Source organism: Acinetobacter sp. AOR12_HL (assembly GCF_027855275.1).
In the GTDB taxonomy this organism is placed as follows: Bacteria; Pseudomonadota; Gammaproteobacteria; order Pseudomonadales; family Moraxellaceae; genus Acinetobacter; species Acinetobacter baumannii.
Genome location: NZ_JAKTIJ010000012.1, coordinates 12,931 through 38,102, shown reverse-complemented (window position 1 = coordinate 38,102; position 25,172 = coordinate 12,931). Strand labels below are relative to the sequence as shown.

Annotated in this window: 20 protein-coding genes; 11 read left to right on the top strand and 9 right to left on the bottom strand. The window is 38.5% G+C overall.

The window, feature by feature from the left end; translation table 11 throughout:
* Nucleotides 1-5 precede the first annotated feature (5 nt).
* The 5 genes from MKL36_RS04440 to MKL36_RS04420 are packed head-to-tail and all read left to right on the top strand — an operon-like array spanning nt 6 to nt 6,698.
* Complete coding sequence (locus MKL36_RS04440) at nt 6-1,580, top strand: ABC transporter substrate-binding protein (protein WP_001033950.1); 1,575 nt, start codon at nt 6-8, stop codon at nt 1,578-1,580.
* A 5-nt stretch (nt 1,581-1,585) separates the two neighbouring features.
* Nucleotides 1,586-2,737, top strand: a complete 1,152-nt coding sequence (locus MKL36_RS04435; protein ID WP_000155280.1) for an ABC transporter permease — start codon at nt 1,586-1,588, stop codon at nt 2,735-2,737.
* Nucleotides 2,734-3,582: an ABC transporter permease gene (locus tag MKL36_RS04430; protein ID WP_021510748.1), complete on the top strand. Its 849-nt coding sequence runs from the start codon at nt 2,734-2,736 to the stop codon at nt 3,580-3,582. Before MKL36_RS04435 ends, MKL36_RS04430 begins: the two co-directional genes overlap by 4 nt.
* Before the next feature lie 2 nt (nt 3,583-3,584).
* Nucleotides 3,585-5,402: an ABC transporter ATP-binding protein gene (locus tag MKL36_RS04425; protein WP_086374113.1), complete on the top strand. Its 1,818-nt coding sequence runs from the start codon at nt 3,585-3,587 to the stop codon at nt 5,400-5,402.
* A gap of 27 nt (nt 5,403-5,429) precedes the next feature.
* Entirely contained in the window at nt 5,430-6,698 is a 1,269-nt protein-coding gene (locus MKL36_RS04420) for an acyl-CoA dehydrogenase family protein (protein ID WP_021510746.1), read from the top strand.
* 336 nt (nt 6,699-7,034) lie between these two features.
* Here the strand turns inward: MKL36_RS04420 and MKL36_RS04415 are convergent, their stop codons facing one another.
* Nucleotides 7,035-8,087, bottom strand: a complete 1,053-nt coding sequence (locus tag MKL36_RS04415) for an ABC transporter substrate-binding protein (protein ID WP_000209743.1) — start codon at nt 8,085-8,087, stop codon at nt 7,035-7,037.
* Between the two features lie 283 nt (nt 8,088-8,370).
* On the opposite strand from MKL36_RS04415, the gene MKL36_RS04410 reads away from it, so the two are divergent.
* The 4 genes from MKL36_RS04410 (at nt 8,371) to MKL36_RS04390 (ending at nt 15,970) form a co-directional block, all read left to right on the top strand.
* Nucleotides 8,371-10,182: an ABC transporter ATP-binding protein gene (locus tag MKL36_RS04410; protein WP_021510745.1), complete on the top strand. Its 1,812-nt coding sequence runs from the start codon at nt 8,371-8,373 to the stop codon at nt 10,180-10,182.
* Nucleotides 10,179-12,011, top strand: a complete 1,833-nt coding sequence (locus tag MKL36_RS04405; RefSeq protein WP_021510744.1) for an ABC transporter ATP-binding protein — start codon at nt 10,179-10,181, stop codon at nt 12,009-12,011. The genes MKL36_RS04410 and MKL36_RS04405 overlap by 4 nt, the downstream gene beginning before the upstream one ends.
* Before the next feature lie 166 nt (nt 12,012-12,177).
* Nucleotides 12,178-14,670, top strand: coding sequence for a TonB-dependent receptor plug domain-containing protein (locus tag MKL36_RS04395; RefSeq protein WP_021510743.1), 2,493 nt, complete (start codon nt 12,178-12,180; stop codon nt 14,668-14,670).
* Between the two features lie 37 nt (nt 14,671-14,707).
* Complete coding sequence (locus MKL36_RS04390) at nt 14,708-15,970, top strand: lipase family protein (protein ID WP_021510742.1); 1,263 nt, start codon at nt 14,708-14,710, stop codon at nt 15,968-15,970.
* Between the two features lie 92 nt (nt 15,971-16,062).
* Here the strand turns inward: MKL36_RS04390 and MKL36_RS04385 are convergent, their stop codons facing one another.
* Nucleotides 16,063-17,151, bottom strand: a complete 1,089-nt coding sequence (locus tag MKL36_RS04385) for an LLM class flavin-dependent oxidoreductase (protein WP_021510741.1) — start codon at nt 17,149-17,151, stop codon at nt 16,063-16,065.
* A 316-nt stretch (nt 17,152-17,467) separates the two neighbouring features.
* Here MKL36_RS04385 and MKL36_RS04380 point away from each other — a divergent pair, with 316 nt between their 5' ends.
* A complete protein-coding gene (locus MKL36_RS04380) occupies nt 17,468-18,544 on the top strand; it encodes a sigma-54 interaction domain-containing protein (RefSeq protein ID WP_000846949.1) in 1,077 nt (358 codons plus the stop codon).
* A gap of 29 nt (nt 18,545-18,573) precedes the next feature.
* On the opposite strand, the gene tatC is transcribed toward MKL36_RS04380, so the two are convergent.
* From tatC to MKL36_RS04345, 7 genes are all read right to left on the bottom strand, one after another.
* Nucleotides 18,574-19,320 carry a twin-arginine translocase subunit TatC gene (gene tatC, locus MKL36_RS04375; protein ID WP_021510740.1) on the bottom strand — a complete coding sequence of 249 codons (747 nt, stop codon included), beginning with the start codon at nt 19,318-19,320 and terminating at the stop codon, nt 18,574-18,576.
* A complete protein-coding gene (tatB, locus tag MKL36_RS04370; RefSeq protein WP_021510739.1) occupies nt 19,317-19,733 on the bottom strand; it encodes a Sec-independent protein translocase protein TatB in 417 nt (138 codons plus the stop codon). Before tatB ends, tatC begins: the two co-directional genes overlap by 4 nt.
* Before the next feature lie 13 nt (nt 19,734-19,746).
* Nucleotides 19,747-19,962 carry a Sec-independent protein translocase subunit TatA gene (locus tag MKL36_RS04365; RefSeq protein WP_005040670.1) on the bottom strand — a complete coding sequence of 72 codons (216 nt, stop codon included), beginning with the start codon at nt 19,960-19,962 and terminating at the stop codon, nt 19,747-19,749.
* A 96-nt stretch (nt 19,963-20,058) separates the two neighbouring features.
* Nucleotides 20,059-20,829, bottom strand: coding sequence for an ABC transporter ATP-binding protein (locus tag MKL36_RS04360; RefSeq protein WP_086374112.1), 771 nt, complete (start codon nt 20,827-20,829; stop codon nt 20,059-20,061).
* Between the two features lie 19 nt (nt 20,830-20,848).
* On the bottom strand, nt 20,849-21,637 hold the full coding sequence (locus MKL36_RS04355; protein ID WP_021510737.1) for an ABC transporter permease: 789 nt from the start codon (nt 21,635-21,637) through the stop codon (nt 20,849-20,851).
* Complete coding sequence (locus MKL36_RS04350) at nt 21,637-22,476, bottom strand: ABC transporter permease (RefSeq protein WP_021510736.1); 840 nt, start codon at nt 22,474-22,476, stop codon at nt 21,637-21,639. The genes MKL36_RS04355 and MKL36_RS04350 overlap by 1 nt, the downstream gene beginning before the upstream one ends.
* Nucleotides 22,477-22,479: 3 nt before the next feature.
* A complete protein-coding gene (locus MKL36_RS04345) occupies nt 22,480-23,553 on the bottom strand; it encodes an ABC transporter substrate-binding protein (protein WP_021510735.1) in 1,074 nt (357 codons plus the stop codon).
* A 314-nt stretch (nt 23,554-23,867) separates the two neighbouring features.
* Between MKL36_RS04345 and MKL36_RS04340 the strand changes: the two genes are divergently transcribed.
* Nucleotides 23,868-25,001: an LLM class flavin-dependent oxidoreductase gene (locus MKL36_RS04340; RefSeq protein ID WP_021510734.1), complete on the top strand. Its 1,134-nt coding sequence runs from the start codon at nt 23,868-23,870 to the stop codon at nt 24,999-25,001.
* The last annotated feature ends 171 nt before the right edge of the window (nt 25,002-25,172 follow it).

Below are 25,172 nucleotides of genomic sequence, written 5' to 3'. Positions count from 1 at the left end.
AAGGCATGAATAAAATTACACGTAGAGAACTCATTAAACAGACGGGATTAGGTGTTGGCGCTTTTGCTGCAATTAGCCTTATAGGATGTTCTAAACCTGACTCTTCATCGTCTGAAAGCGCTACTGCCGCTACCCCCCAAAATGATACGCCGAAAAAAGGTGGTGTTATCAAAATTGGAGTGATCAATGGTAACCAAGCAGGCAATTTAGATGCACATAAACCTATTGGTATGTCTAGTGCGTTTAGAGGCTGGCCTTTATATGCAAAGTTATGGGAATGGGGCAGAGATATTCAGCCAAAACTTGCCCTTGCTGAATTTGCTGAACCTAATAATGACGGAACGAAATGGACCATTCGCCTTAAAAAAGGACTCGAATTTCACCACGGTAAAACCATTACAGCTGATGATGTTATTTTCTCTTTACGCCGTTTGACCGACCCAAAACTTGCCTCGCCATTCGCAGCTTATCTTTATTCTTTGCAAAGAGATGCAATTAAAAAGCGCGATGAATACACCGTTGAAATTCCTTTTTCTCAAGGAAAGGGATTGGTTGCTTTACCAGAAGCATGGATGAGCTGGGGTGGTATTGTTCCTACAGATTATGACCCAGTTAAAAATGTAGTTGGTGCTGGTCCCTTTAAGCTTGAAAGTTTTACACCCGGCCAGCGTTCACGTTTTGTACGTTTTGAAAATTACTGGAAAGAAAATCAACCTTATGCCGATGCAATAGAAATTATTGATTTTAAAGATCAAACAGGGCGTCTTGCTGCTTTGCAATCTGGTCAAATTGATATTGCATCTGGAGTAAGTGCTGAGCATATTTCTTTAATTCAATCTAATAAACGGCTAAATCTTGTTTCATCAGAAACCGATGCTTGGCAATCATTTGATATGAATACGGCTAAAGCGCCGTTCAATGATCTTCGGGTACGACAAGCTTTTAGATTGATTGCTAATAGAGACGATTTGGTCAAACGTGCTTTAGCTGGGCAAGGACGAGTTGCAAATGACCTTTATTCGTTTAGTGATCCTGTATATGACCACAGTATTGCGCAGCGCAAGCAAGATTTAAATAAAGCAAAAGCGCTACTCAAAGAAGCTGGTTTTAATAATAGTTTGACTGTCGATTTATATACAGGCCCAGATAGCAATGCTGCATTAGTTTTTGCTCAACATGCTGCTCAGGCAGGTGTCATTATTAATGTTAAACAGGTTGAGGCTGCTACCTTTGCGGATGCAGTAAAACAAGATTGGGCATTTAGTACAGGCTCGAACGTTTCACGTCCTTTCTTATTAACAGTTTTGCAAATTGATGGACCAGGTGCGGCAAATAATAAAACTCGTTTTAAGAATGAGCGTTTTACGGAACTAGTGCATGCAGCATTGCAACAACCCGATTTGGAAAAACGAAAAGTTCTTGTTCATGAAGCACAGCATATTCAACATGAGCAAGGTGGTTTACTCATTTGGGGCTTTAATAATGTCCTTGATGCACATTCGAACCAAATTGGTGGTGTAACCCCTGATCGCACTGGTTTTGCTGCGTGGCGTACAGATGAATTCTGGCGTAGAGGGTAACCAATATGACAATTCAATCCAGCAAAATAGAAGCATCTATTCAACAACCAACAATTGCCAAGTCATTTGAATTTCCTGCATGGTTACCTTGGTTTTTGACACGTTTGGTGTCAGGGGTATTGGTTGTATTTGTTATTAGTCTCATTGTTTTTATTGCAACACAAGCACTTCCATCTGACCCGGCTCGCGTCATTTTAGGACCAGAAGCACCTGAAGCGACGGTACAAATACTTCGTGAACAATTGGGATTAAATGATCCGATATTGCTTCAATACTGGCATTGGTTGAGTCAATTGTTACAAGGTAATTTTGGACGCTCGATTGATTCCAATGTGCCTGTTTTAGAAATTATTCAGAATTATTTTGGTAATACAGTTGCACTCACGAACCTCGTGATTGTTGTTACTGTACCGATTTCAGTCGTGTTAGGTGTGTGGCTCTCGCTTCATCGCGATAGCAAACTCGATCGTATTATTGTCTCTAGCTCTATTGTGTTTAAAGCGGTGCCGGGGTTTGTTATTGCGATTTGGTTAATGATGTTTTTTTCAACATCGGTTTTACATATATTACCAGCGGCCTCGTTACTGATTCCTAATGAGTCTCCTTATAGCCAACTAGAGTTTTTAATTTTACCAATTTTAACTTTAGCTTTATCACTCATTCCATATCTGATGCGTTTAGTACGTGGTTCAATGATTGATGCGCTAGAGTCGGAATATGTGACCTCTGCACGACTGCGTGGTATTCCTGAGCGCCGGATTATTTGGAAACATGTTTTACCAAATGCATTGGTTCCTGTGGTGCAGGGTACAGCATTGACCATACGAGTTTTGCTGAGTGGTGCTCTCATTATTGAGGTGGTTTTCAGTTACCCCGGTATTGGTAATGCGCTCAATGCAGCAATCGAAATGAGGGATATCCCGACCATTCAAGCAATCGTTTTATTGCTCACTATTTGTGTGGTGGTTGTTAATTTAATTGCAGATTTAATCACGACTTTACTCACACCAAAAATACGAACTGCAAAAAGACATAAAGCACGTTCGCCAGGGCGACGTCAGGCATTACGTTTATGGAAGTCTGGCCGACCAATTACGGTAAAACCTGTCGATCGTCGCAATGCTTTAAAGAATATTCAGCAAGGAGGTGGGAAATGAGCTCACTTCATTGGTACCAAAGAAACTTTTTTCAAACATTAATTCGTGAAAGACAAGTACGTTTTGGATTTGTAGTCACAGCTCTAGTTTTGATTTTCGCACTGGTTGGCCCGATATTTGTTGCATTTGAGCCCACTGCATTGGTTGGCATGACTTATGGACCACCCGAGGGAAAATCATTTTTAGGTTATGACTATATTGGTCATGATGTTTGGTCACGTGTACTTGCTGGCGGTGCTTCAATTATCTGGATGACACTGGCTGCCAGTTTGGTCGCATTAGTGATTGGTTCTAGTTTAGGCATATTAGCTGCTTTTGCCCGAAATAAGATTGATCAGTTCGTGACTTGGCTGACTGATGTTTTTATGGCCTTTCCTGATCTTATATTGGTCTTGCTTATTGTTTCGATGTTAGGTCGACAGCCTTGGCTCATTGTTTTAACGGTTTCAATTGCTTTTATTCCAGGAGTCGTGCGTCTTGCACGAAGCGTTGCACTTAATTTAGTGGAACAGGAATATATCGAAGCCGCCCGAATTCTTGGTTATTCAAAAATTTATATTTTATTTCGTGAAATTTTACCCAACATGTTGACGCCTTTACTCATTCATCTGGGTGTGATGCTGACATGGGCAGTAGGTATGTTATCTGGTTTGGCTTTTCTAGGTTATGGCGTGGCACCTCCAGCAGCAGATTGGGGACTCATGATTAATGAAAATCGTGCTGGTTTATTAGTTCAACCATGGGCCGTGTTTGCTCCTGTCATTTTAATTGCTTTATTTGCACTCGGAACGAATGTATTGGCAGAGGGAGTTGGACGTGCAGCAGCTCGGATTGAGGAAAAATAAACATGGCAAATACATTTAAAAATACAGTATTGACCGTAACAGACTTAACTGTGGCATTGGTAAACACCGGTAATCATATCGTTTCTAATATCTCATTTAGCTTGCGAGAAGGTGAAGTTTTAGGTCTGGTCGGAGAGAGTGGTTCTGGTAAAACGACATTATCGAGTGCCTTATTGGGCTATGCACGACATGGCGCCAAGATTATTCAAGGAACTATTGAACTGGATGATGAAGATATTCTCAGTTTAGATGATCATGCTTTACGTCAGGTTCGTGGCTATAAAATTAGTCATGTCGCTCAAGATCCTGGAACGGCACTCAACCCAGCATTAAGTATTGGTCAACATTTATTTGAATTATTAGAAGTCCATCAGGCCCAGTTATCAAGCGCTGAAAAATACCAGAAAGTAGCCAAAATTTTAGATGAAGTGGGGTTACCTCATGATGAGCTATTTCTCAAGCGTTATCCTCATCAACTTTCAGGTGGACAGCAACAACGAATTTTATTGGCCTTGGCATTCTTATTACAGCCACGTTTGATTGTTTTAGATGAGCCAACCACCGCCTTAGATGTGACGACACAGACATTGGTGTTGAACATCATTCGTAAATTATGCCGTGAATATAATGTTGCTGCTATTTATGTATCGCATGACTTAACGGTTGTAAAAGATATTGCAGATCGGGTGATTGTTTTATATTCAGGGCGAATTGCTGAAGATGCGGTATTAACCCAACTATTTGAAATCCCTAAACACCCTTATACGCAAGGTTTACTTAACGCCATTCCCGATGTGGCCATTCGTAAATATTTATCTCCAATTGAAGGACACGCACCCTCACCAAATGAGCGTCCAGCCGGATGTGCTTTTGCAGTACGTTGTACTTTCGCCACAGACATATGCCGTCAAAAACAACCTGAATTAACTCAATTAAAAGATGAGTTTGACCCGCATTTTGTTGCTTGTCACCATTCGGATCATGTTGGCGTGATTAATTTTAAAGAGCTTGATCATCAGGTTATTGAACGAGAAACTGATCGAGAAGCACTGCTGAAAGTTGAACATATTAATGCGTGGTATGGGCAGCAACAGGCTCTTTTTGATATCTCATTTCAACTCAAAAAAGGTGAATGTTTAGCATTGGTTGGTGAATCTGGCTCAGGTAAGACAACTTTATCACGTGTGATTGCTGGCCTGAATGAAAATGCAGATGGACAAATTACATTAGCAGATGAAGTCTTGTCATTGCGTGGACAACAGCGTCATTTACGGCAACGACATAAACTGCAATATATCTTTCAAAATCCTTATAAAGCCTTGAATCCAGCGCATACGATTGGACAGACCTTAATTAAAGTTGTGCAGCATTTCTTTGGAGCATCTCGACAAGAAGCCATAGAAAAAGTCACACAGATACTTAAACAAGTCTCTCTACCTATACAAGTTCAGGAACTCTATCCAAGAGATTTATCGGGTGGGGAACGACAACGAGTGGCGATCGCGCGAGCTTTATTGTGCCAACCTGATGTTTTGATTTGTGATGAGATTACCTCTGCTTTGGATGTTTCAGTTCAGGCATCTATTTTAAAACTGTTACAAGACCTTCAGCAGCAAGGTGTGACCTTACTATTTGTGACTCATAACCTAGGGGTTGTTCGTGCAATCGCAGATCGAGTCGCCGTATTAAAAAATGGACATATTGTTGAATACGGTGAAACAGATCAAGTGCTTAGTCATCCTCAACATATATATACCAAAACTTTGCTTACCCATGCGCCAAGCTTGTTTAAAAAAAACGTATTAGAAGTTAGCGCATAAAAAAGAACAGATTTTTCGGAGTTAAAAATGAACGATATTAACCAACACAGTTTTTTAGAATTAGGTAGCGTAAGACATATTCAAAGCGAGCAAGAAGCACTTGAGATTGCAAATGAGGTAGCAGATCAACTGAATCAATTTGCTCGAGATCCAAGTTATAACAAGACTGTCCCTTATGATCAGGCGCGTTTAATTTCAGAAGCCGGTTTAACCGCGATTATTGTGCCCAAGCAATTTGGAGGCTTAGGTGCCAGTATTTCAACCTTGGTCAATGTGGTGAAAATTATTTCATCTGCCGATGGTGGTGTAGGGCAGTTATTACAGATTCACTTCACTATGTTCCGAGGAATTTTAACTGGCTATGACGATGAAATTCGTGATCAATTACTTGCCGATGTATTAAGTGGAAAGCGTTTAGGCAATGCACTTGCAGAAGTGGGAGGCAAAGATAAGTTCCAGCATAAAACACGCGTAGAAAGGAATGCAGAAGGACAATTAATTCTAAACGGCAGTAAGTTTTATTCTACGGGCTCTTTACTTGCAGAATGGATTTCTTTATTTGCGGGTAGTGATGATGGACCAGTCTCGATTTTAATTCATCGAGATACAGAGGGAGTAGAGTTGCTTGATGACTGGGATGCAATGGGACAAAATAATAGCGTCAGTGGCACTGTTAATTTTAAAGATGTGATTGTTGATGAACGTTATATTGCTAAGCGGAATACTGGGGGTTTAGGCACGGTTTTACGTACGGGACTCACTTGGCCTCAGATTTTACACGCTGCAATGGACACAGGAATTGCCAAAGGGGCATTACAAGGCGGGATTGATTATTTACAACATCATGCTCGACCTTGGGTAGAAAGTGGGGTCGATTCACCTACACATGAATCTCATATTATTAAACAAATTGGTGAGTTTGCTGTTTTGGTCCGTTCGGCTGAGGCATTGTTAGATCGTTCAGCACAAATTTTTGAACAGCATTTGGCAAATGTAGAAGATGAAGACTTACAAACGGAACTGATTTTATCGGTTGCTGCTACCCGTAGTCAGTCTGATCATGCATCTTTAAAAATTTCGAGTGAAATTTTTGGATTACTCGGCGCAAGTTCAACCTTATCGAAATGGAATCTAGACCGTTTCTGGCGTAACGCACGAACCCACACCACGCATGATCCAATTCGCTGGAGGCTATATCATGTTGGAAATTATTATTTAAATAATATTCCACCAGGAGAATACAACTCGGTACTTCTGAAGAAACAGGCGGAAAATGTGACTAAATTTAATAAATAACCCGAGTTCGAAAGTAAATATGATACTCGGAAACGTCATCTGCAACCTGCATGGTTTAAACAAGAGGCTGTTTCTACGAGAGGTTTTAATAAATCCAAGAAAAGAACAGGTTTTGCAGATGACAATGCCTTTGGTTACTTTGGGCGAAACCAAAGTAACTCCAGCTGAAAGCTAATCCTAAAATTGGATAAAACTCGATAAGACTCCGTTAAAATAATTGTTGTTAAAGAGATTAACATTACCGATGCTAACTACTACGATAGTTTAGAGTTACTTGAATTTGGATGCTAAAAATAAAAAAGGTTGTCATCAAGACAACCTTTTTGTTTTGAAGTATTAAGCCACTTGAGCTTGAATAGAAATATCCTGCGCCAGCCATTCACGAACATTAATCTGTGCAGGAATAAAGTTCCAGCGGTATAGAAAGTCACTCAGGTCTTGTAAAGCAACAATAGAAGTCTCATCAAAGTTAGTGTTGAGTTTCAGATGCGCATCTGCACCATACGCCGCATGAACCCATTGTTCACTGCTATTACACTCTTTTGCCAAATAACGATGGGTTTCATCGGGATGGGCATGAGCCCATTGTTCTGCTTGTAAAACAGCATCGACAATCGCTTGGGCTTGCTCTGGATATTGCGTTAGAAAATCTTCATCAACAGTGAGCGTTCTTGGTGTTCCATTATTAGAGCGTAGAATAGGGTCTGGATGTGAGCCAATATCAATAATAGTATGCAGGGCGAAATCATGAGCAATTTGCGCAGCATGTGCACCTTTTAGGAAAATAGCATCGACATCACCTTTAATTAATGCCACAATTTCTGCACTTGCATTAATTTTGTTACGATTACCATAAAAACTAGAATCATTTTCTTCAGGCTGTTGTTGCTGTGCAGCTAAAATATCTGCTCGTAAACAATCGACCAGCTCAAGATCGCTCACCTTCAAATCCACTATTTTTAAGGCATTCTCTAAACCACGAATCGCCTGTGCACGTGAGAAATCAATAATTGCATCTTGATTCAGTGGAATACCAAAACGTTTGCCTTTTAAGTCTGCAACAGTTTTGATGTTTGAATCGTAGCGTGTTAATAACAATTGAACTTCATCAGCCCAAGATAAGCCAATCACTTTGGTTTTTTGACCAGATGCATATGCCCAAATTGCAGGAATACTGCCGCCATGTCGAACTGAGTTGGCAAGGGTATGGTTAAAATGGGAGTTACGAATATCTTTGGAGTTTGATTCTCGAATTGATTTTATTTCAATCTGCTGCTCATTAAATTTTTCTTTGAGCCAACCTTTTTGAATTGAAATGCCTAGACCAGTTGGTACGGGGCAGCGTGTATACCAAAGTGTGTTTAATGGTTGAGTTTGAAGTGTTGTCATCGTGACATCCTTTTGTGGTTTTCATGCTTTAAAGCAAAATTGATGCCACTCATTAATTTATTGATATTTATAAATTATTTTTAATATCTTTTTTTATGATGTTGATATATCAAATTTTGTTGCGATTACAACACAAGAATTGCTTTGGTGTTTTAAAAACAACACCCCCATAAATAGCGCTCTATAAAAACAATATAAAACAATAATTTAAAATATTTTTTAAGGTCATTAATTTGGCATGAATCTCGCAATAAAACGGAATCTTAAATTTTTACTATCTTTTATGTTTAAAAATTATCCATTATTGCGAAGTTTGGCTTTATATCGTTTTATGCCATTTCGTTTTGTATTGACGGCGACCTTATTTGTTATCGCAAATATCGGGTTAGCACTTCAACAGTATTCAATCGGTCATGCGATTGATACCTTAAAACATAGTGAACGAGCAACCTTATTTCAGCATGCTATCACTGATCCTTTAAATCCTTGGTTTTGGTTCATTCTACTTACGAGTATTGCAAGTATTAGAGCTGTTATTCAATATTTAGCAGGGTTAAGTGCTTTAACCATTGGCCAGCAACTGCTAAGTATTTTAAGGGAAAGAATCTTTAGCCAAGTACAGCATTTAGATGTTTCATGGCACTGGAAACATGGGCTAGGAGAAGTATTATCTCGTACAACACGTGATTCAGATAAATTAAAAGAAGCGCTCATCAATTTTTGGCGTCAAGTATTTGAGTCAAGCTTGGTTGTTACCGTAACCGTTGGGCTCTTGTGTTGGTATCATCCTTGGCTTGGCCTAGTTCCTTTATTATTTATTTTTTTAGGGCTTTGGGTTCTATTTAAACTGACCAATCAATTGGTGGTTCTGGACCATCAAGTTGCATCTGCATATGAAAAAGTCAGCGATACATTGGCAGAAAGCGTCAATGGAATTCGGGTAGTCAAAGCTTTTCAACTCGAAGAGAAACTTTTACAACGTTTTAACCATGCTGTAGATCTATTTATTCATCATTCTATTCAGACCATCAAGACAAGTGCAAAACGGTTACCTATTCCGCAAGTAATTATTGCGGGTTCTTACTTATGGGTCATTGCTTTTGGTGCTTATTTAATTGGTCAAAATCAGTTGCAGGTAGGGCAATTTGTTGCTGCCATTCTCATGGCAAATTTATTGGTGTTTCGTATTGAAAGCATTGGTCAGGTCTTACATATTTTTGCCGATGCTCGCTCGTCTGCAACAAGAATCTGGCAAATGCTAGATGAGAAGTCCGCAATTGAAGATCAACAATATCCTCTAACGTTGCAATGGCGTGATGAATTAAGCATTAAATTAGAAAATGTCAGCTTTCAGGATAAAACAACAAAAAATTTTATTTTAAAGCAATGCAGTGTTGAATTTCGAGCAGGTGAAATCGTTACTATTGTCGGTAAGACAGGCTCAGGTAAAACGACTTTGATGAATTTACTCAATCGGTTTATTGACCCAACAGAAGGGCAAGTTTTAATTGGTTCTGAGCAAATGGGATGGACGAATATTAAAGATTTGAGCCTATTTGAATTACGACATTGGGTTCAGATCATTCCTCAAGAAAATTTCTTTTTTAGTGGCACACTGGCAGATAACTTAAGAGTTGCTAAGCAAGATGCAACGGAGCAAGAGATGAAAGAGGCTTTACATTTAGCTTCTGCATCTGAACTATTACAACGACTTGATAATGGTTTAGACACGTTGATTGGGGACAAGGGCGTTACCTTATCTGGAGGACAAAAACAACGACTTGCCTTGGCCCGTTCTATTTTAAAAAATTCACCAATTTTAGCACTAGATGATTCTACCAGTGCCTTAGATGCCACTACAGAAAAACAAGTTTTACAGCGACTATCAGGACTTTCTGATGATGGAAACCATTTTAAGAAAACAATCATTATTAACTCTAATAAACAAACCACGATTGCTTTATCTGATCGCGTTATTGTGCTTGATCAGGGTCATATTATTGCCCAAGGCACACATGCTGAATTGGTTCAAAATTGTTTGTTTTATCGAGAGTTGATGGGTTTTCAGTTAGAGCAGCAGGAGATTGATGCATGAATACCAGTGTTAAAAATTTCCGCCCATTTGCAAAATCAGCTGATCTACAAATCGAAGAAAATTTGGCAAATGCCTCAATTCATAGAGGAATGCTAAAAAAACTTATTCCTTTAATTTATCCCATTCGATACTTGCTGCTTGCTTTAATTGCAGTAGAAATTTTACAAGTGATGAGCGTTTTTGTTCGGCCTTGGGTGGTGAAATATATTTTAGATTCGGGCTTTCAACACATTGCTGGAAAAATAGTATTGAATCAGCCTGTTTTATTCATTGCGATTAGCATTTTATTCTTAAGTTGGATTTGTCGTTTTGCTTTAGCGGGCGTATCAAAATATCTTTCAGGCCGAGCAGCTTTGAAAGTGATTAATGGTTTAAGACGTTCGTTATTTCAGCATATCCAAAGTTTAAATATTGGTTATTTTGATCGTACCAAGGCTGGCAGGATTATTTCACGGGCCGATCGTGATGTCGAAACGCTAGAGCCTGTTTTGATACAAGGGCCACCAGAGTTACTTTCGGCAATTTTGCGTTGTGGATTAGCTTCAGTACTCCTTTGGCATATCTATCCACCATTTTTCTGGTGTTTATTTGCGACGCTACCCATTTTATTTGGAATGACTGCAATTTTTAAAAAGTCATCACAAAAACATTGGGGACGAGTTGCGGAGGAACGCAGTCGGTTTACTGCTCATTTGGTTGAAACAGTAAATGGAGCAAAAATCATTCAGCAATTAAATTACACCGAAACCAATCAATCTCGTTATCAAGAATTATTAAAAGACTTTAATAACTCTATTATTTATGGCAGCAAGCGGACCAGTTGGTTTGCTCCCTTTACAGGTTTACTCTCAACTCTAGCTACTGCCGGATTCATTGTGATTGGTAGTTATGCGTATAGTGATGGCATGATTAGTATAGGGCAGTTTGCAGAGAGTATTTTCTATGTGTTTTTATTCTTAGCCCCCTTACAGGAACTGACCGATTTATTTGAACGTTATGCAAATGGAGCAGCATGTGCGCAACGAATATTTTTACTTTTAGACACTCAGTCTACGATTCAAGAACAACCGAATGCTTTGAAGCTTGAACACTTGAACGGTCATATTCGATTTCAGTCGGTAGATTTTGCCTATACCCACAAACCTGTTTTACAAAACTTTAATTTGGACATTGAAGCTGGAAAAATAATTGCGATTGTAGGGCCAACGGGACATGGCAAAAGTACCATGGTTCAGTTACTAACGAGATTTTATGAACCCCAGCAAGGTGGAATTTTTCTAGACCGTTATCCAATACAAAATATTCATCTTGCAAGTTTAAGACAGCATGTGAGTATCGTTTTACAAGATAATGTTTTATTTAGTGGAACAATTTTAGATAACTTACGTCTAGTTCAACCTGATGCTACAGACCAGAAACTTATCCAGGTTATTGAAGACTTGGGAGTGGATGAGATATTGCAACAGCTGCCGCAAGGCTATTTCACCGAAGTGGGAGCGCTTGGTAAAAATCTTAGTCATGGACAAAGGCAACTTGTTTGCTTAGTTCGTGCTTATTTGGCAAACCCCAAAATATTAATTCTAGATGAAGCCACCTCTGCAATCGATATTTATACCGAGCAAAAAATACAATATGCGCTCAGACGCTTATGCCAAAATAGAACATGTATTGTCATTGCACATCGGCTGAGTACCATTCGTGAGGCTGACAAAATTGTTGTGATTAAAAATGGCCATGTCGTAGAAGAAGGTTCACATGAGCATTTAATACAGCAGCAGTCAGCTTACTTTCAGTTATATCAGTCATATTTACAAAACCAACTTGTTTAAGCGATTTACAGATTTCACAACTGTAGTTTTATAAGCATTTTTTTGAATCATTGTTTAAATTTAAACAATGATTCTTTTATTTAAATTTCTTAATGCATTGATAATAAATAATAAAATATTTGGCATCGGCTTTGCTATATCGGTCTAGATCGTTAAGGAAGCTAATATGCATACATATTTTTCTCAATTCATTCTTCACTCCTCAATTTTTGCACTGAGTACACTCACTGCCTCAATTACTTTGGCAAATGATCAAAAGAATTTGCCAGATAAAGAGGATGCCATCACATTACAATCTGTGGTTGTCACAGGCTCTAGACGGGCAATTAGTAGCTCACTTGATGCACCTGCACCCGTTGATATTTTAACTGCCAAAGAGTTACAAGAGACTGGTGCAACTGATCTTGCAGCAGCATTAACACGATTGTCTCCTTCGGTGACTTTACCGAGTTCTCCTGCAGGTGGGTTTGGGGCATCGGTTCCGCCAAGTATTGCACTTAGAGGATTATCTGCTGATCAAACTCTAATTTTAATTAATGGAAAACGTCGTCATACATCCGCTTATTTCACCCGCCAAGCCTATGCAGGTGGAAGAGGCGCAGCGGTAACTGACCTAAGTTTAATTCCAGTGAGCGCGATTGAGCGTATAGAGATCTTGAGGGATGGTGCTGCCGCACAATATGGGTCAGATGCAATTGCCGGCGTCGTTAATATTATTTTGAAATCACGAGATCATGGAGGTGGCGTAAGCTATCAAACAGGTGGCTACACTCAAGGAGATGGTGAACAACATAAAGTTAATCTTTGGAAAGGTTTTGCACTTCCTAACGATGGTGCATTGACGGTTGCATTAGATTTAGGCAAACGTGAAGCTGCAAGTAATACAGCACCTGATACGCGAACTTTTTATGATGGTTCAACCAAGGCTCAATATACAGAACAAAATACACCCTATAGAACGTGGAAATTTGGCTCCCCTGAACAAAAAGATCAAATCAATGTGACTGCCAATCTAGATTTGCCTTTGACAGATGACGTTGCACTTTATGGTTTTAGTAGCTATGGCCATCGTAAAACAATAGGGGAAAACTTTTATGAGCCCCCAACAACCAAAACCGTACTGAATCAATCCAGCTATTTTAAAGAACGTTATCCAGATGGACGCTCGCCATTGAGCTTGGTCACTGTAGATGACTTTGCAACGACAGTTGGAGTTAAAAAAGGAGAGCAGAAGTCAGGTAAATATGATCTTTATGCAACCTATGGACAAAATAAAGTCAGCACAGAACAAGGCAATGGCATTAATCCAAGTTACGGGCCAAATTCTCCTTCAAACTATGACTTGGGCGAAAATATTTTTTCACAATTAAATACAGGGCTAGATTATAGCCGTGATATTGCAATTGACTGGTTCGCAAGCCCACTCACGTTGTCTACAGGGGTTTTATATCGTTGGGAGCAATATAAGCAAAATGCTGGTGATCCGATTGCCTATACCCGCGGCCCATATTTCAATCCAAGCACAACTTTGGGCGTTGGTGTTCCGGGAATATATGCCGGAATTACAGACCAAGATGAACGAAAAATTAGCCGTGATGTCTATGGTATCTATCTAGATTTAGAAGCAGATATTATTAAAGACTTGAATGTGGGTGCCGCTGTTCGAAGTGAAAAATATTCAGACTTTGGTTCGACCACAAACGGAAAATTATTTGCTAAATATGATGTATCACCTAAATTTACTGTACGTGGTTCAGTAAATACAGGCTATAGAGCGCCGTCATTGGCACAGCAGGGCTATTCGGCTTATAGCGTACAAACAGTGCAAACCGCTTCAGGTTGGCAAGATGTTCAACAAAGAACTTTAGTTGCAGGAAGTGAGGCGGCTTTACTGATTGGCGGAACTTCTCTTAAACCTGAGAAATCGACGAATTATTCTTTAGGTTTTGTTTGGAAGCCACTTGTTAATACATCGGCAACTTTGGACCTTTATCAAATCGATATTAAAAATCGTATTTTGCTTTCAGACAATATTACTGGAAGTGTAATTACCAATGCTTTTGCCAATACACCGTATTCGAATATTGCCAATGTGGCGTTCTTTAATAATTTACTAGATACACGTACTCAAGGCTTAGAGCTCGCACTTAAACATGATTTAAACCTTGAACAATATGGTAAGTTAAATCTGAATCTCGGTCTGGCATATAACAAAAATGAAATTACCGAAACTCGAGATTCTATTACCGCAAAAGGTGAGCGAATTCCTGTTTCAAGTATTGCAGGACGAAATACACAAAGCCTGATTGAATCTGCTGCGCCGAAAACAAAGTTAACGCTTGGCGCACTTTGGTCAAATCAAGCATGGAGCGTGAATACGGCTGTCCGTCGCTACGATAAATGGACTACTTTAAATAATACCAATACTGCACTAGACCAAACCTTTGACCCTCAGTGGATTGCAGATTTGGATATTGGCTACAAAGCGGATGCATTCGTGAAAGGCCTGAAATTCAATTTAGGGGCGATCAACTTATTTAATAGCCATCCTGATCAAGCCAAAGATTCTTCGGTCGGCAACATTGTCAAATATAGTTTTAATGCGCCTGAAGGAGCATTTGGAACGTATTTATATGGCCGCGTAAGTTACGAATTTTAAATCAAAAATGATGAGACAGTTTTTAAGGTAAATGACAATGCAACATACTTTTTTATCAACTTTATGCAAGTTTTCTTTAATCACAACGATTTTAACTTCAAGTTGTTTGGCGACCGCTCAACAAGCTCCAACACCTGACGATAAATATGGAGATGGCCGAGTTTCCGAGTTTTATACATGGAAATCAGCTATTCCTGAACAAGCAGGAAAATTATTAAAAACAGAAGCGATTCATAATCCTTATATTCGTTTAGCAAATGACAGTCAGGTTATTCGGATTCTCTACAGTTCTACGAGTGGTAAAGATAGCAAAACACCTATTGTGGTTTCAGGAAGTATTCACTTACCAAAAGGAACTCCACCGAAAGAAGGTTGGCCAGTGGTGTTATGGGCACATGGTACTGTAGGTTTGGCCGATGCTTGTGCGCCGTCTTGGAGTGGACGATCATACCGAGATGTACAATATTTAAATCGTTGGCTAAAAGAAGGATTTGCAGTCGTTGCCACAGATTATGAAGGGTTAGGTGTTGCAGGACCACACTTGCTAATTAATAACCCAATGCTGGCTTATAGTATTTTAGATAGTGGTAGAGCTGCTTTAAAAACAAAATTGCCACTTGCCAATAAGTTTGTGATTGTTGGCCAATCACAAGGAGGCGCTGGGGCTGTTGCGGCTTCTTCCTATTCGGCAACGTATGCACCTGACTTAAATATTAAAGGTTCAATTGGTACAGGCGTGATTTATCAAGATCCTGAAGCGACGCCTGAAAAAAATCAGTTAAAGTTAAATCCTTACGAAGTCAGCCCATCACTGGCTTATGGCATCTATAGTTTTTTAGTGACACAAAGTTTATATCCAGAAATTAAAACAGAAGATATTTTCACGCCTGAAGCTGCTCCTTTAGTTGAACAAGCAAGAAATGCCTGCTTAACAAGTTTTATGGGAGATATTCAAACCGCAGGGCTTTCGCCAGCACAAGCATATAAACCTAATCCGCCAGCAAGCTATAAAAAACTGCAAGAGAAACAGTCAAATGATTATGGTTATTACCCTACATTAAAAATCAATCATCCATTATTTATTGGAACAGGGGCAAATGACCGAACTCCAGATGCTCGTTCTCAAATGAAGCTGGTGGCAGATGCTTGTAAAGCAGGTACAGTGGTCGAAGGTCATTTGTATCATGGCTTAGGACATAGCGAAACTGTTAATGCTTCCTTAAAAGATTCAATTCCGTTTGCTAAAAAGGTGATTGCGGGAGAGAAAATTCAGGCTATTTGTAAACCTGACTTGCAATAAAAGATGGACTAAAGATTTTCTCACTAAAGAAAATCTTTATTAAAAAAGCCGCTCTTCAAAGATATTGAATGAGCGGCTTTTGCTTTAAATATTTAAGCGATTTGTTTTAATCTTTTGGCTGCCTCTTCACGTACAGCGGGGATAATATAACGACCATAATCGACCGTATCATAGATCGGATCGTAGCCCCGATTTAAGAAAGTCGTCACCCCTAAATCTACATAATCAAGTAATGAGGCAATAATGGTGTCTGGTGTACCAACAAGGGCCGTCGTATCGCCATAAGCCCCTACAGCAGTTGCGGTTGGCATCCATAATGCGCGGTCATGTCGATCACCTTGCTGGGCTGCTGCCAATAAGCGCTGTGAACCGATGCCTTTGATTTTATGTCCCGACAATGTGCCGTTATTTTGAAAAGTTGGATTATTTTGAATATCTGCAAGAATCTGTTCTGCTCGTTGCCAAGCAAGTTCTTCGGTTGCACCAATAATAAGACGTACAGATAAGCTAACAGGAGGCTGTGGTTTATTGGCTTTTTCTGCTGCGAGCTTCAATTTAGTAATTTGCTCTTTTACTCCAGCCAGTGGTTCACCCCATAGTGAATAGAGATCTGCATGGCGGACTGCAATATCATAAGCAATGTCTGATGAACCACCGAATGAAATCGGGATTGTACCGTTGACTGGCTTTAACGGGCAAAAAGCATTATCTAACTTAAAATATTTACCTTCATAACTAATGGGTTGATCGCTTTTCCAAAGTTTCTGGATGATATCTAAATATTCACCCGTCCGTTCATAGCGCTGAACTTTATCAACAATATAATCGCCTTCTTGAGGCTCAGCTGTAATTCCCGTAATTGCATGTAATCGGATTCTTCCACCACCTGTAGTATGGTCAAGCGTAGCAAAAGAACGCGCAGCAAGATTTGGAGTGAGCAGTGCAGGACGATGAGCAATCATAAATCCAAGACGTTCTGTATGTTGGGCAAGGTATGCCGCGATTTGTGCACTGTCTGGGCTGGTTGGCCCGTTAGCAATTAAGACTTTATCAAAACCCGCATATTCATGTGCCCGTGCGTGGTAACGTAGATATTCGAGGTCAATTTTATGGCCAATTCGTGTTCCTTTGGTTTCAGACCATTGGTTAGGGAAAACCATACCTACAAATTCGATGCTCATTATTAAACCTATTTTGTGGATTTTAAATGAATGAGCAAAATAAATGCCAAACTTTATACCTATATAAATCAAATATAGGAATGGATTATAATTTTTTAGATTGTTTGGATTTAATCAAAAAGACAACATTGTGTTTGAGAAGCAACATATCATAAAAAAAGAATTGTGTTTATTTTTAATTTATAAGAGAAAATATTTTCAGAATAAAATAGGTGAATTTTGGATTAAATATATTTATTTGTTATTTATTAAAAAACGCACTGAAATGTAATATAGCCTTTTAGAATGCTTATATCATAAGTTTTATGGGGTAATTATGAAGACCTTTTTAGATAATGATTATAAAGTAATTACTTTGCCTGATAATGGTGTTCCTGTAAAACCAATAAGAGCAAAAGCAATTATCTTTTCAGATCAGAACTCCCGTAAATTATTAAATCAAGTTGAAACGATTGCTCCAAGCTCTGCCAGTGTCATCATTCAAGGAGAATCTGGGACAGGTAAAGAGTTAATTGCGCGCGAAATTCATTTGAAAAGTGATCGTAAAAATAAGCCTTTTCTTGCTGTCAATTGTGGTGCTTTGGTCGAGACTCTTGCCGAATCTGAACTGTTTGGCTATGAAGCTGGAGCTTTTACGGGTGCAAACAAAACTCGAGCTGGTATTTTTGAAACAGCCGATGGTGGTACTTTATTTTTAGATGAGGTAGGTGAGTTGCCTCTATCCTTACAAGTTAAGCTGTTAAGGGTGTTGCAAGAAAAAGAAGTCGTACGCGTGGGCGGTCGAAAACCAATTCCAATTAATGTCCGTATTTTGTCGGGGACGCACGTCGATCTACGTAAAGCTGTAGCAGAAAACAAGTTTCGTCTAGATTTATATTATCGCTTGAACGTGGTTGTGCTTAATATTTTGCCACTGCGTGAACGTAAAGGAGATATTTTACCTCTGGTTGATTTCTTCTTAAGTTCATATTCTCAGAAGCTCATTACCACTAAGCCAAATATTAGTGATAGAGCAAGAAATGCGCTGCTCAATTATAGCTGGCCAGGCAACATTCGTGAGCTAGAAAACAATATTCACTATGCTTTGCTGGTGAGTGGCGGTAAAACAATTGATCTTGAGCATTTAAGATTTTCTGAGGAAACGGGCTCAGCGGTTTTACCAGATAATGATCTTATTCAAGAGTTTGAAAGTATTTTGAAGCGCTTGTTTCAAGAATATGATGGGGAAGCATGGCATATTATTGAAGATAAAATAGTAAATACTGCATTTTCAAGTTGCTGGAATAATCAGGTCAAGACGGCAAAAATGTTAGGCTTATCGCGTAATGTTTTACGTAATCTTCTATCAAGATATAACTTACTACCTAATAAGAATGAAAATGAAATTGCTTAAAGGTTTTCTATAGAAAAAACATCCATTTTTTAATGGATGTTTTTTTGCATTGTGAATTTTGTGACCCATAAACCCAATTCAAATAACAACCACATTGGGACTGCAAGAGCAAGCATGCTAAAAACATCAGGAGGGGTAATAAACATTGCAATAAAAAAGAAGAATACAATGATGTGCTTACGATGTGCTTCTAGCTGTTGAATAGAAATAAGGCCAATAAAAATAAGAATATAAGTTAAAACTGGAATTTGAAATGCTAGCCCAAAAGCAAGAAAAAGCTTCAAACAAAAATCTAGATAGCTATTGATATCCGTCATAGGTAACACATTATCGGGCGATGCCAAAACAAAAAACTTTAAAGCGAGAGGCAAAATTAAAGTATAGGCAAACACAATTCCTAAATAAAATAGAAGGTTACTCGAAAGCACTAGTGCTATACCGAACCTTTTTTCTTTTTGATAAAGAGCTGGAGCAACAAATTGCCAAAATTGATAAAGAATAAAGGGAATGCTTAATAAAATCGCAAAATAAATATTGAGTTTAAATGGTGCTAAAAATGTACTCATCACATCTGTTGCAATCATGGTGGAATTGCTAGGAAGTAATGAAATTAAAGGATGAGCAAGAAAATGGTAGTTCTTCTGAGCAAGCGGAAGTAGTAATAAAAAAATCGCTAAAACAATACCAATACTATAGATCAGCCGTTTTCTTAATTCTTTTAAATGTTCGCTATATTTCATTTCAGTGAGGCTTTCACTGACAATATGTTCCGTCATGCGGCTTGATCCTCACTGAATTTATTGGCTGTTTTAAAATGAGCTAAAAATGGTGTCTTTAACTCATCTTGTGAACGGGTATAGATATAGTCATTAATGCGCCGTGCTTTGGTTTTTTGTTCCGTAAAAACAGTTGTTTGTACGTTTTCAATTTCTTGTTGCATGAGAGCAAGTTGTTGTTTGAGCTGCTCTTCATTTTGTTTTATTTTTTGCAGCTCTTCTTGCATGACTCTCTTAAGTTCGATCAGGTCAAGTTCGTTTTCAATATCATTTTGAATTTTACTAATTTGGTTTTTAATTGCTCTGTATTTGAGGAGGACTGATCTTAATGTGTGAGGAAGCTTTTCAGGTCCTAAAATAATAAGCGCAATAATTGCAAAAGCTAATAACTCTCCAAAGCTGATATTAAACATAATAATAAATCACTCATATTTTATTTTGTTTTTCATTATGTGATTCAACTGGACTAATATCTTTGTATTGCTGGTTTTGCAATAATTTTTGATCATCAGAATTAACTGAATCTTTAAAATCTTTAATTGCACCACCTAAGTCTTTACCTAGATTTTTTAACTTTGAAGTTCCAAATAATAAAATAACAATCACTGCAAACAGTAAAATATGCCAAATAGATAAACCCATTTTCTCTATCCTATATTAATTAAGTGTAAAGAATATTAATATCACGATATTATCTGTTTTCTAAATCATATTAATATCGATCAATATTCAAATTAATTATGCTGTATGATCTAGCATATTAAGTGCCTGATTGCGAAAACCAAATAAAAGTTCACTTTCTTTATGTCGAGGATGTGTCAGCGGAACATGAATAATTTCTTTAATTTTTCCTGGTCGGGCTGACATTACAATGACACGGTCTCCAAGATAGACAGCTTCTTCAATATCATGGGTAACTAAAATCATGGTGATTTTTTCGTGTTGCCAGATACGCTGAAGCTCAACTTGTAAGTGACTCCGTGTGATGGCATCTAAAGCACCAAAAGGCTCATCCAAAAGTAAAATATCGGGTTTATTGACGAGTCCACGGGCAATTGCAACACGTTGTGCCATGCCACCCGAAAGCTCATGTGGATAAGCCTTTTCAAAACCTTTCAGCCCGACAATTTCTATATGCTCATTTACCCGTAAATTTTTCTCTTCACGGGTGAGTGGAGTCTCCTCAAGTGCTAAATGGATATTTTCAAAAACAGTAAGCCATGGAAGTAATCGGTGTTCTTGAAAGATAAGACCGCGTTTTAAATCTGTACCTTTTATTTGGGTTTGATTCAGTAAAATTTCACCGTCATAGTCTTGATCTAATCCAGCAATAAGACGTAATAGTGTTGATTTTCCACAGCCACTACTGCCAACAATCGAGATAAATTCGCCTTGCTCAATGTTGAGGTTAATACCATCTAAAACGGTCAAAGTATTTTGATCACGTTGAAAAGATTTATTGAGTTTTTTAATAGAAAGTAGTGAGAACGACATATAAATTCCTAACAATATTTTTTAAAAAGACAAATTAGGTACGCCATTGCAGCAGGCGTTTTGAAATAAGATGAATACCTGCTGTCATAAAGGCTCCACAAAGGGTAACTGTTATGGCGCAAACCAACAGAATATCCATTTCGGCATTAATCTCGGCTTTCATCATTAAGTTACCGAGTCCTGCACCTGCATTGAATAGCAATTCACTTGCTGTAGTGGTGATCCAAGTAAAGGGCACGGCTAAATTTAGACCAGTTAAAATATGGGGTAGGGCTTGGGGAAGGCGTATTTTTTTAAATTTGCGCCAGAATGAAAATTGATAAATACGTGCAATTTCATCGTATTTTGCATCATTGTGGCTAAGGCCTTGAAATGTATTAATCACTAATGGAAAAAATGAGGCAAGCGCGATAATAAAGATTTTTGCTTCTTCTCCGTTACCAAACCATAAGGCAATTAAAGGTGTTAAACCCAGTAATGGAACTTGTCGAATACTGTTAAATAGTGGAGAAACTAAAGCATTTAAAACTTTTGAATAGGCAAGCAAAGTACCTAAAATTAATCCGCTTATCGAACCTAAGATGAATCCTATTCCAGCTTTTTTAAGACTTCCCCATGTGTTTAGCCACAATTCACCTGTTTCAAGCAATTTGATAAATGCGAAATAAATGTTTTGCAAAGGAACAAATGCATAGGCATGACTAGCACCTAAGCTTGAGTTGTATTGCCATAAGCCTAATAACAATAATGGCAGTACTAAGCCTTGTACTAAAATAATTGACCGTTGCCATGATTGTTTTAAAGTAAATGAACGCTGAGACATTATTTCTCCCCCGAACTAAGCGCAGGCGAGATAAAGCGTTGTTCCACTAAACGTAAAACTTTATCCAAAACAAACCCGACCACGCCTGTGATAAACACACCAACCATCACAACATCTAAGCGTAACATTTGACGTCCTAGTTCCATCATTTGCCCAATACCCGTTCCAGCTGCCAGTAGTTCAACGGCAACTAAAATCAACCATGCGCGACCAAGTGCAATGCGGAGTCCACCAATTAACGGCGGGAGTATGGATGGAAGAATAATAAGCCTGAGCCAAGCTCGTGTTTTAAGCTGGTAGATTTGTCCTAATTCAATATATTTTTTGGGAATATTTTTGACTGCATCGGTCGTTGCTAACGCTATTGGAAAAAAGCAGGCCTTTATAATCAGTAAAATTTTAAATAATTCACCAATCCCAAAAACTAAAATAAAAATAGGAATAAGGACAAAGATCGGAATTTGATAAAAAACGTTAAATAAAATATAGGTGTAATTGCGAAAGAGAGTATTTGCCCCGTAGGCAATACCAAAAGCAATTGCGCTGATTGCTGCGATAGAAAATCCCAAAAACAGACGAGACAGACTATCTTTGAGATGCATTTGAAGCTCACCGCTTTGTAACAACGCAATAAAAGTATTCCAGACAGTTTTAGGTGGCACCAAAATTTGGGTTGGGAAAATCTGTAAAGAACTAATCAACTGCCAAATGAGTAATACTAATAAGGGTGAAATCACAGAGAGCAGCCCATACACCTTTTTAGAAGAAAATTTCTTACGGAGTGGGGTTTTAAATAAAACGTTATTTTGCTCAATAAGTGGCTTTACTAGTATTTTCATTGTCTAGTTTCCCTGCTTATTTGAAGCATGATTCGTATGTAAATTTTGAATCGCTTGACGGGTAAACTTCGGATTCAACAGTTCATCTGCTTTGATTGGTGTTTGAATAAGCTGATTTTTCACAGCGTGATCAATGACTTTCGAATAATGCTGTTTCAGAAAGTCGACTTGATAGTCTGGAGACCAGTCTTGTTGCCATGTGCTTGCCGTGTTCTGGCTTTCACGTTGAATCACACTAAGAGGTTGGCCAAACTTAGTTTGACTTTGCTGAAACTCATCTTGATGGTGCGCAATCCAGTCCATTGCACGTACTGTCGCATCAGCAAGTAATTGTGTGGTATCTGGATGTTGCTCAATATAACTTTTGCTACCCCAGAGTTCGGCACGCATTTTCCAATCTGCGGGCAAAGATTGTGATGACCAAATAATTTTACCCAAATGGCGATCTTGTAAAGTAAGTGCATCACTTAAGGTAAAAAAGGCATCTACACTTTTGGCAGATAAAGCAGCAGCCCCAGCTTGCGGGTTTAAATTCACAATTTGAAAGTCTTTTAGGCTTAATCCTTTACTTTGTATGAGTTGCCCAAAGTTAATTTCCCACGGACGGCCACGATGTAATGCAATTTTTTTACCTTTTAATTCTTCAATAGATTTAATAGGTGAATTTTCTGGAACAATAAGGTAGACGTTATTACCAATACCTCCGGGTACAACAATTTGTGTTTTAACGCCTGTGGCATTAAGGACTACAGCAGGAAGGTTCCCATAAAAAGCAAAATCGATTTTATTATTTAGAAAACTTTCATTAACCAAAGTTGCTACAGCAGCAGTGGTCACAGGTTCCCATTTTAATTCAATGTGATTTTGCTTTAATGCTTTTAGAAAAATTTGATCTTGTGAAATGAGTTGTGGCACACCAATAAAGTCCAAACTACCCGAAGTTCCATTGGCAACGACAGCAATTCGGAGTTGTTGCTGTTCAGACTGTTTTGGGATGGTCTCTTCTGTTTTTTGTGCGCCACAAGCAACAAGACCCAAAAAACTAAAACCTAAAACTAAACGTGGAAAAATACGCATATCATCATAAGAATTAAAAAATATATGAGTATTGAGCAAGAACCACGCCAATAAAATTATCTTAAATAAATCAATAAATTATAATTTTTTATAATTATTATTGAGGTTAAATGCCGCCGTTGTGTTGTGATTGGGACACTCTTTAGCGTTTAAGTGTTGAAATATCAACACAGCTTTTAAACTCGATTTTTTAATATTTATATAAAACAGTAGTATAGCTAAAAATTAATTTAAAAAAATAACGGCATGATTCCTGCTCATAAGACTTATAACGAATTAAATATCGTCAAATCTTTAAATTATCGAGATTCATTATGTCAGTTGAGTTTTTATGGAGAATCCCTGTTCATGGGGATGGTCGTCGAGCACATCAATTACACACACGCGGTGAATGGAATCAATTAACCCCAGCAGTTCAATCTCCACAACGTGTTGCACCGCAACATGAAGATCAGTTATTTGCTTACTATGACTATGTCGAGCAAGTGGCGAAAGCAGCCGATATTGTTGGTTTTCATGGCGCACTCATTCCTGCTTTTCCACATACTGAAGAACCATGGGTGTTAGCGTCTGCATTGGCCAGAGAAACTAAAAGACTTCGTTTGCTCATCGCAATTCAACCTTGGTTTATTCATCCTGCTTATGCAACCCAAATGGCTGCAAGTTTGCAGCGCTTGAGTCAGGGACGAGTAGAGTGGAATGTGATTTCAGGGGGAGGCGGTGCACAACAACGCGCGTATGGGGATTTTATTGAACATGATCAACGTTATGCACGAACCAATGAATTTTTAGAATTTGTGAAAGGTTATTCACACCACGCACCTTTCAATTACGATGGAAAGTTTTTCCATGTTGAACAAGGTGGCCTAAAATACCCAATGAATCAATATGACGTTCCACGCTTATGGTTAGCAGGTGCAAGCGATGCGGCTTTACAAGTCGCAGGACGTCATGCAGATATCCACTTAACTTGGGGCGAACCTGTAGACCAACAGAAAAAAGTGATCGAACAGGCACAAAATTTCTTTGAGCAGAACTCGCCGGAACGCAAAGTTAAATTTGGTATGCGTATTGATATTTTAGCGCGACCAACCCAAGAACAAGCCTTCCAAGAGCTTAAACAAATGTATGAAACCATTGCTGTTGATAGTAATGCTTTTGAACGCAAAGACACTGAATCTGTAGGAGCAAAGCGCCAGCAAGCCTTAGCACAAGGCAACCGTTTTGAAGACCTATTTGTAAGTCCGAATGTGTGGGCGGGAATGTCAAATGTACGAGGTGGCCCAAACTGTATTTTAGTCGGGAGCTATGAGCAAGTCGCAGAACGTTTGCAAGAATATATTGATATTGGGGTGGGACATTTTATTTTAGCCAGTAACCCGCATTTAGAAGAAGCATATCGCGTGGCCGAAGAAGTCTTACCCTTAGTAGGATATAAATTAAAATAATAAACTTAGATCCCTTTGCGATATCAAAGGGATCTTGTTGTTTGAACAGCATAACACTGTCTGAAAACCAACATCTTTTGTATCAATCATTTGAAAAATACAAATTAAATTAATAAAAAATAATAGCTTATAGTTTTGGCATGGCTTGTGCAATTTACGACTTAATCTTTA

Excerpts from the sequence above, each read along its gene's own strand:
- MKL36_RS04415 (WP_000209743.1), bottom strand. The coding sequence starts at position 8,087 with ATGACAACACTTCAAACTCAACCATTAAACACACTTTGGTATACACGC.
- MKL36_RS04440 (WP_001033950.1), top strand. The coding sequence starts at position 6 with ATGAATAAAATTACACGTAGAGAACTCATTAAACAGACGGGATTAGGT.
- MKL36_RS04345 (WP_021510735.1), bottom strand. The coding sequence starts at position 23,553 with ATGCGTATTTTTCCACGTTTAGTTTTAGGTTTTAGTTTTTTGGGTCTT.
- MKL36_RS04350 (WP_021510736.1), bottom strand. The coding sequence starts at position 22,476 with ATGAAAATACTAGTAAAGCCACTTATTGAGCAAAATAACGTTTTATTT.
- MKL36_RS04390 (WP_021510742.1), top strand. The coding sequence starts at position 14,708 with ATGCAACATACTTTTTTATCAACTTTATGCAAGTTTTCTTTAATCACA.
- MKL36_RS04420 (WP_021510746.1), top strand. The coding sequence starts at position 5,430 with ATGAACGATATTAACCAACACAGTTTTTTAGAATTAGGTAGCGTAAGA.
- MKL36_RS04355 (WP_021510737.1), bottom strand. The coding sequence starts at position 21,637 with ATGTCTCAGCGTTCATTTACTTTAAAACAATCATGGCAACGGTCAATT.
- MKL36_RS04425 (WP_086374113.1), top strand. The coding sequence starts at position 3,585 with ATGGCAAATACATTTAAAAATACAGTATTGACCGTAACAGACTTAACT.
- MKL36_RS04430 (WP_021510748.1), top strand. The coding sequence starts at position 2,734 with ATGAGCTCACTTCATTGGTACCAAAGAAACTTTTTTCAAACATTAATT.
- MKL36_RS04385 (WP_021510741.1), bottom strand. The coding sequence starts at position 17,151 with ATGAGCATCGAATTTGTAGGTATGGTTTTCCCTAACCAATGGTCTGAA.
- tatC (WP_021510740.1), bottom strand. The coding sequence starts at position 19,320 with ATGACGGAACATATTGTCAGTGAAAGCCTCACTGAAATGAAATATAGC.
- tatB (WP_021510739.1), bottom strand. The coding sequence starts at position 19,733 with ATGTTTAATATCAGCTTTGGAGAGTTATTAGCTTTTGCAATTATTGCG.
- MKL36_RS04405 (WP_021510744.1), top strand. The coding sequence starts at position 10,179 with ATGAATACCAGTGTTAAAAATTTCCGCCCATTTGCAAAATCAGCTGAT.
- MKL36_RS04435 (WP_000155280.1), top strand. The coding sequence starts at position 1,586 with ATGACAATTCAATCCAGCAAAATAGAAGCATCTATTCAACAACCAACA.
- MKL36_RS04340 (WP_021510734.1), top strand. The coding sequence starts at position 23,868 with ATGTCAGTTGAGTTTTTATGGAGAATCCCTGTTCATGGGGATGGTCGT.
- MKL36_RS04395 (WP_021510743.1), top strand. The coding sequence starts at position 12,178 with ATGCATACATATTTTTCTCAATTCATTCTTCACTCCTCAATTTTTGCA.
- MKL36_RS04365 (WP_005040670.1), bottom strand. The coding sequence starts at position 19,962 with ATGGGTTTATCTATTTGGCATATTTTACTGTTTGCAGTGATTGTTATT.
- MKL36_RS04380 (WP_000846949.1), top strand. The coding sequence starts at position 17,468 with ATGAAGACCTTTTTAGATAATGATTATAAAGTAATTACTTTGCCTGAT.
- MKL36_RS04410 (WP_021510745.1), top strand. The coding sequence starts at position 8,371 with ATGTTTAAAAATTATCCATTATTGCGAAGTTTGGCTTTATATCGTTTT.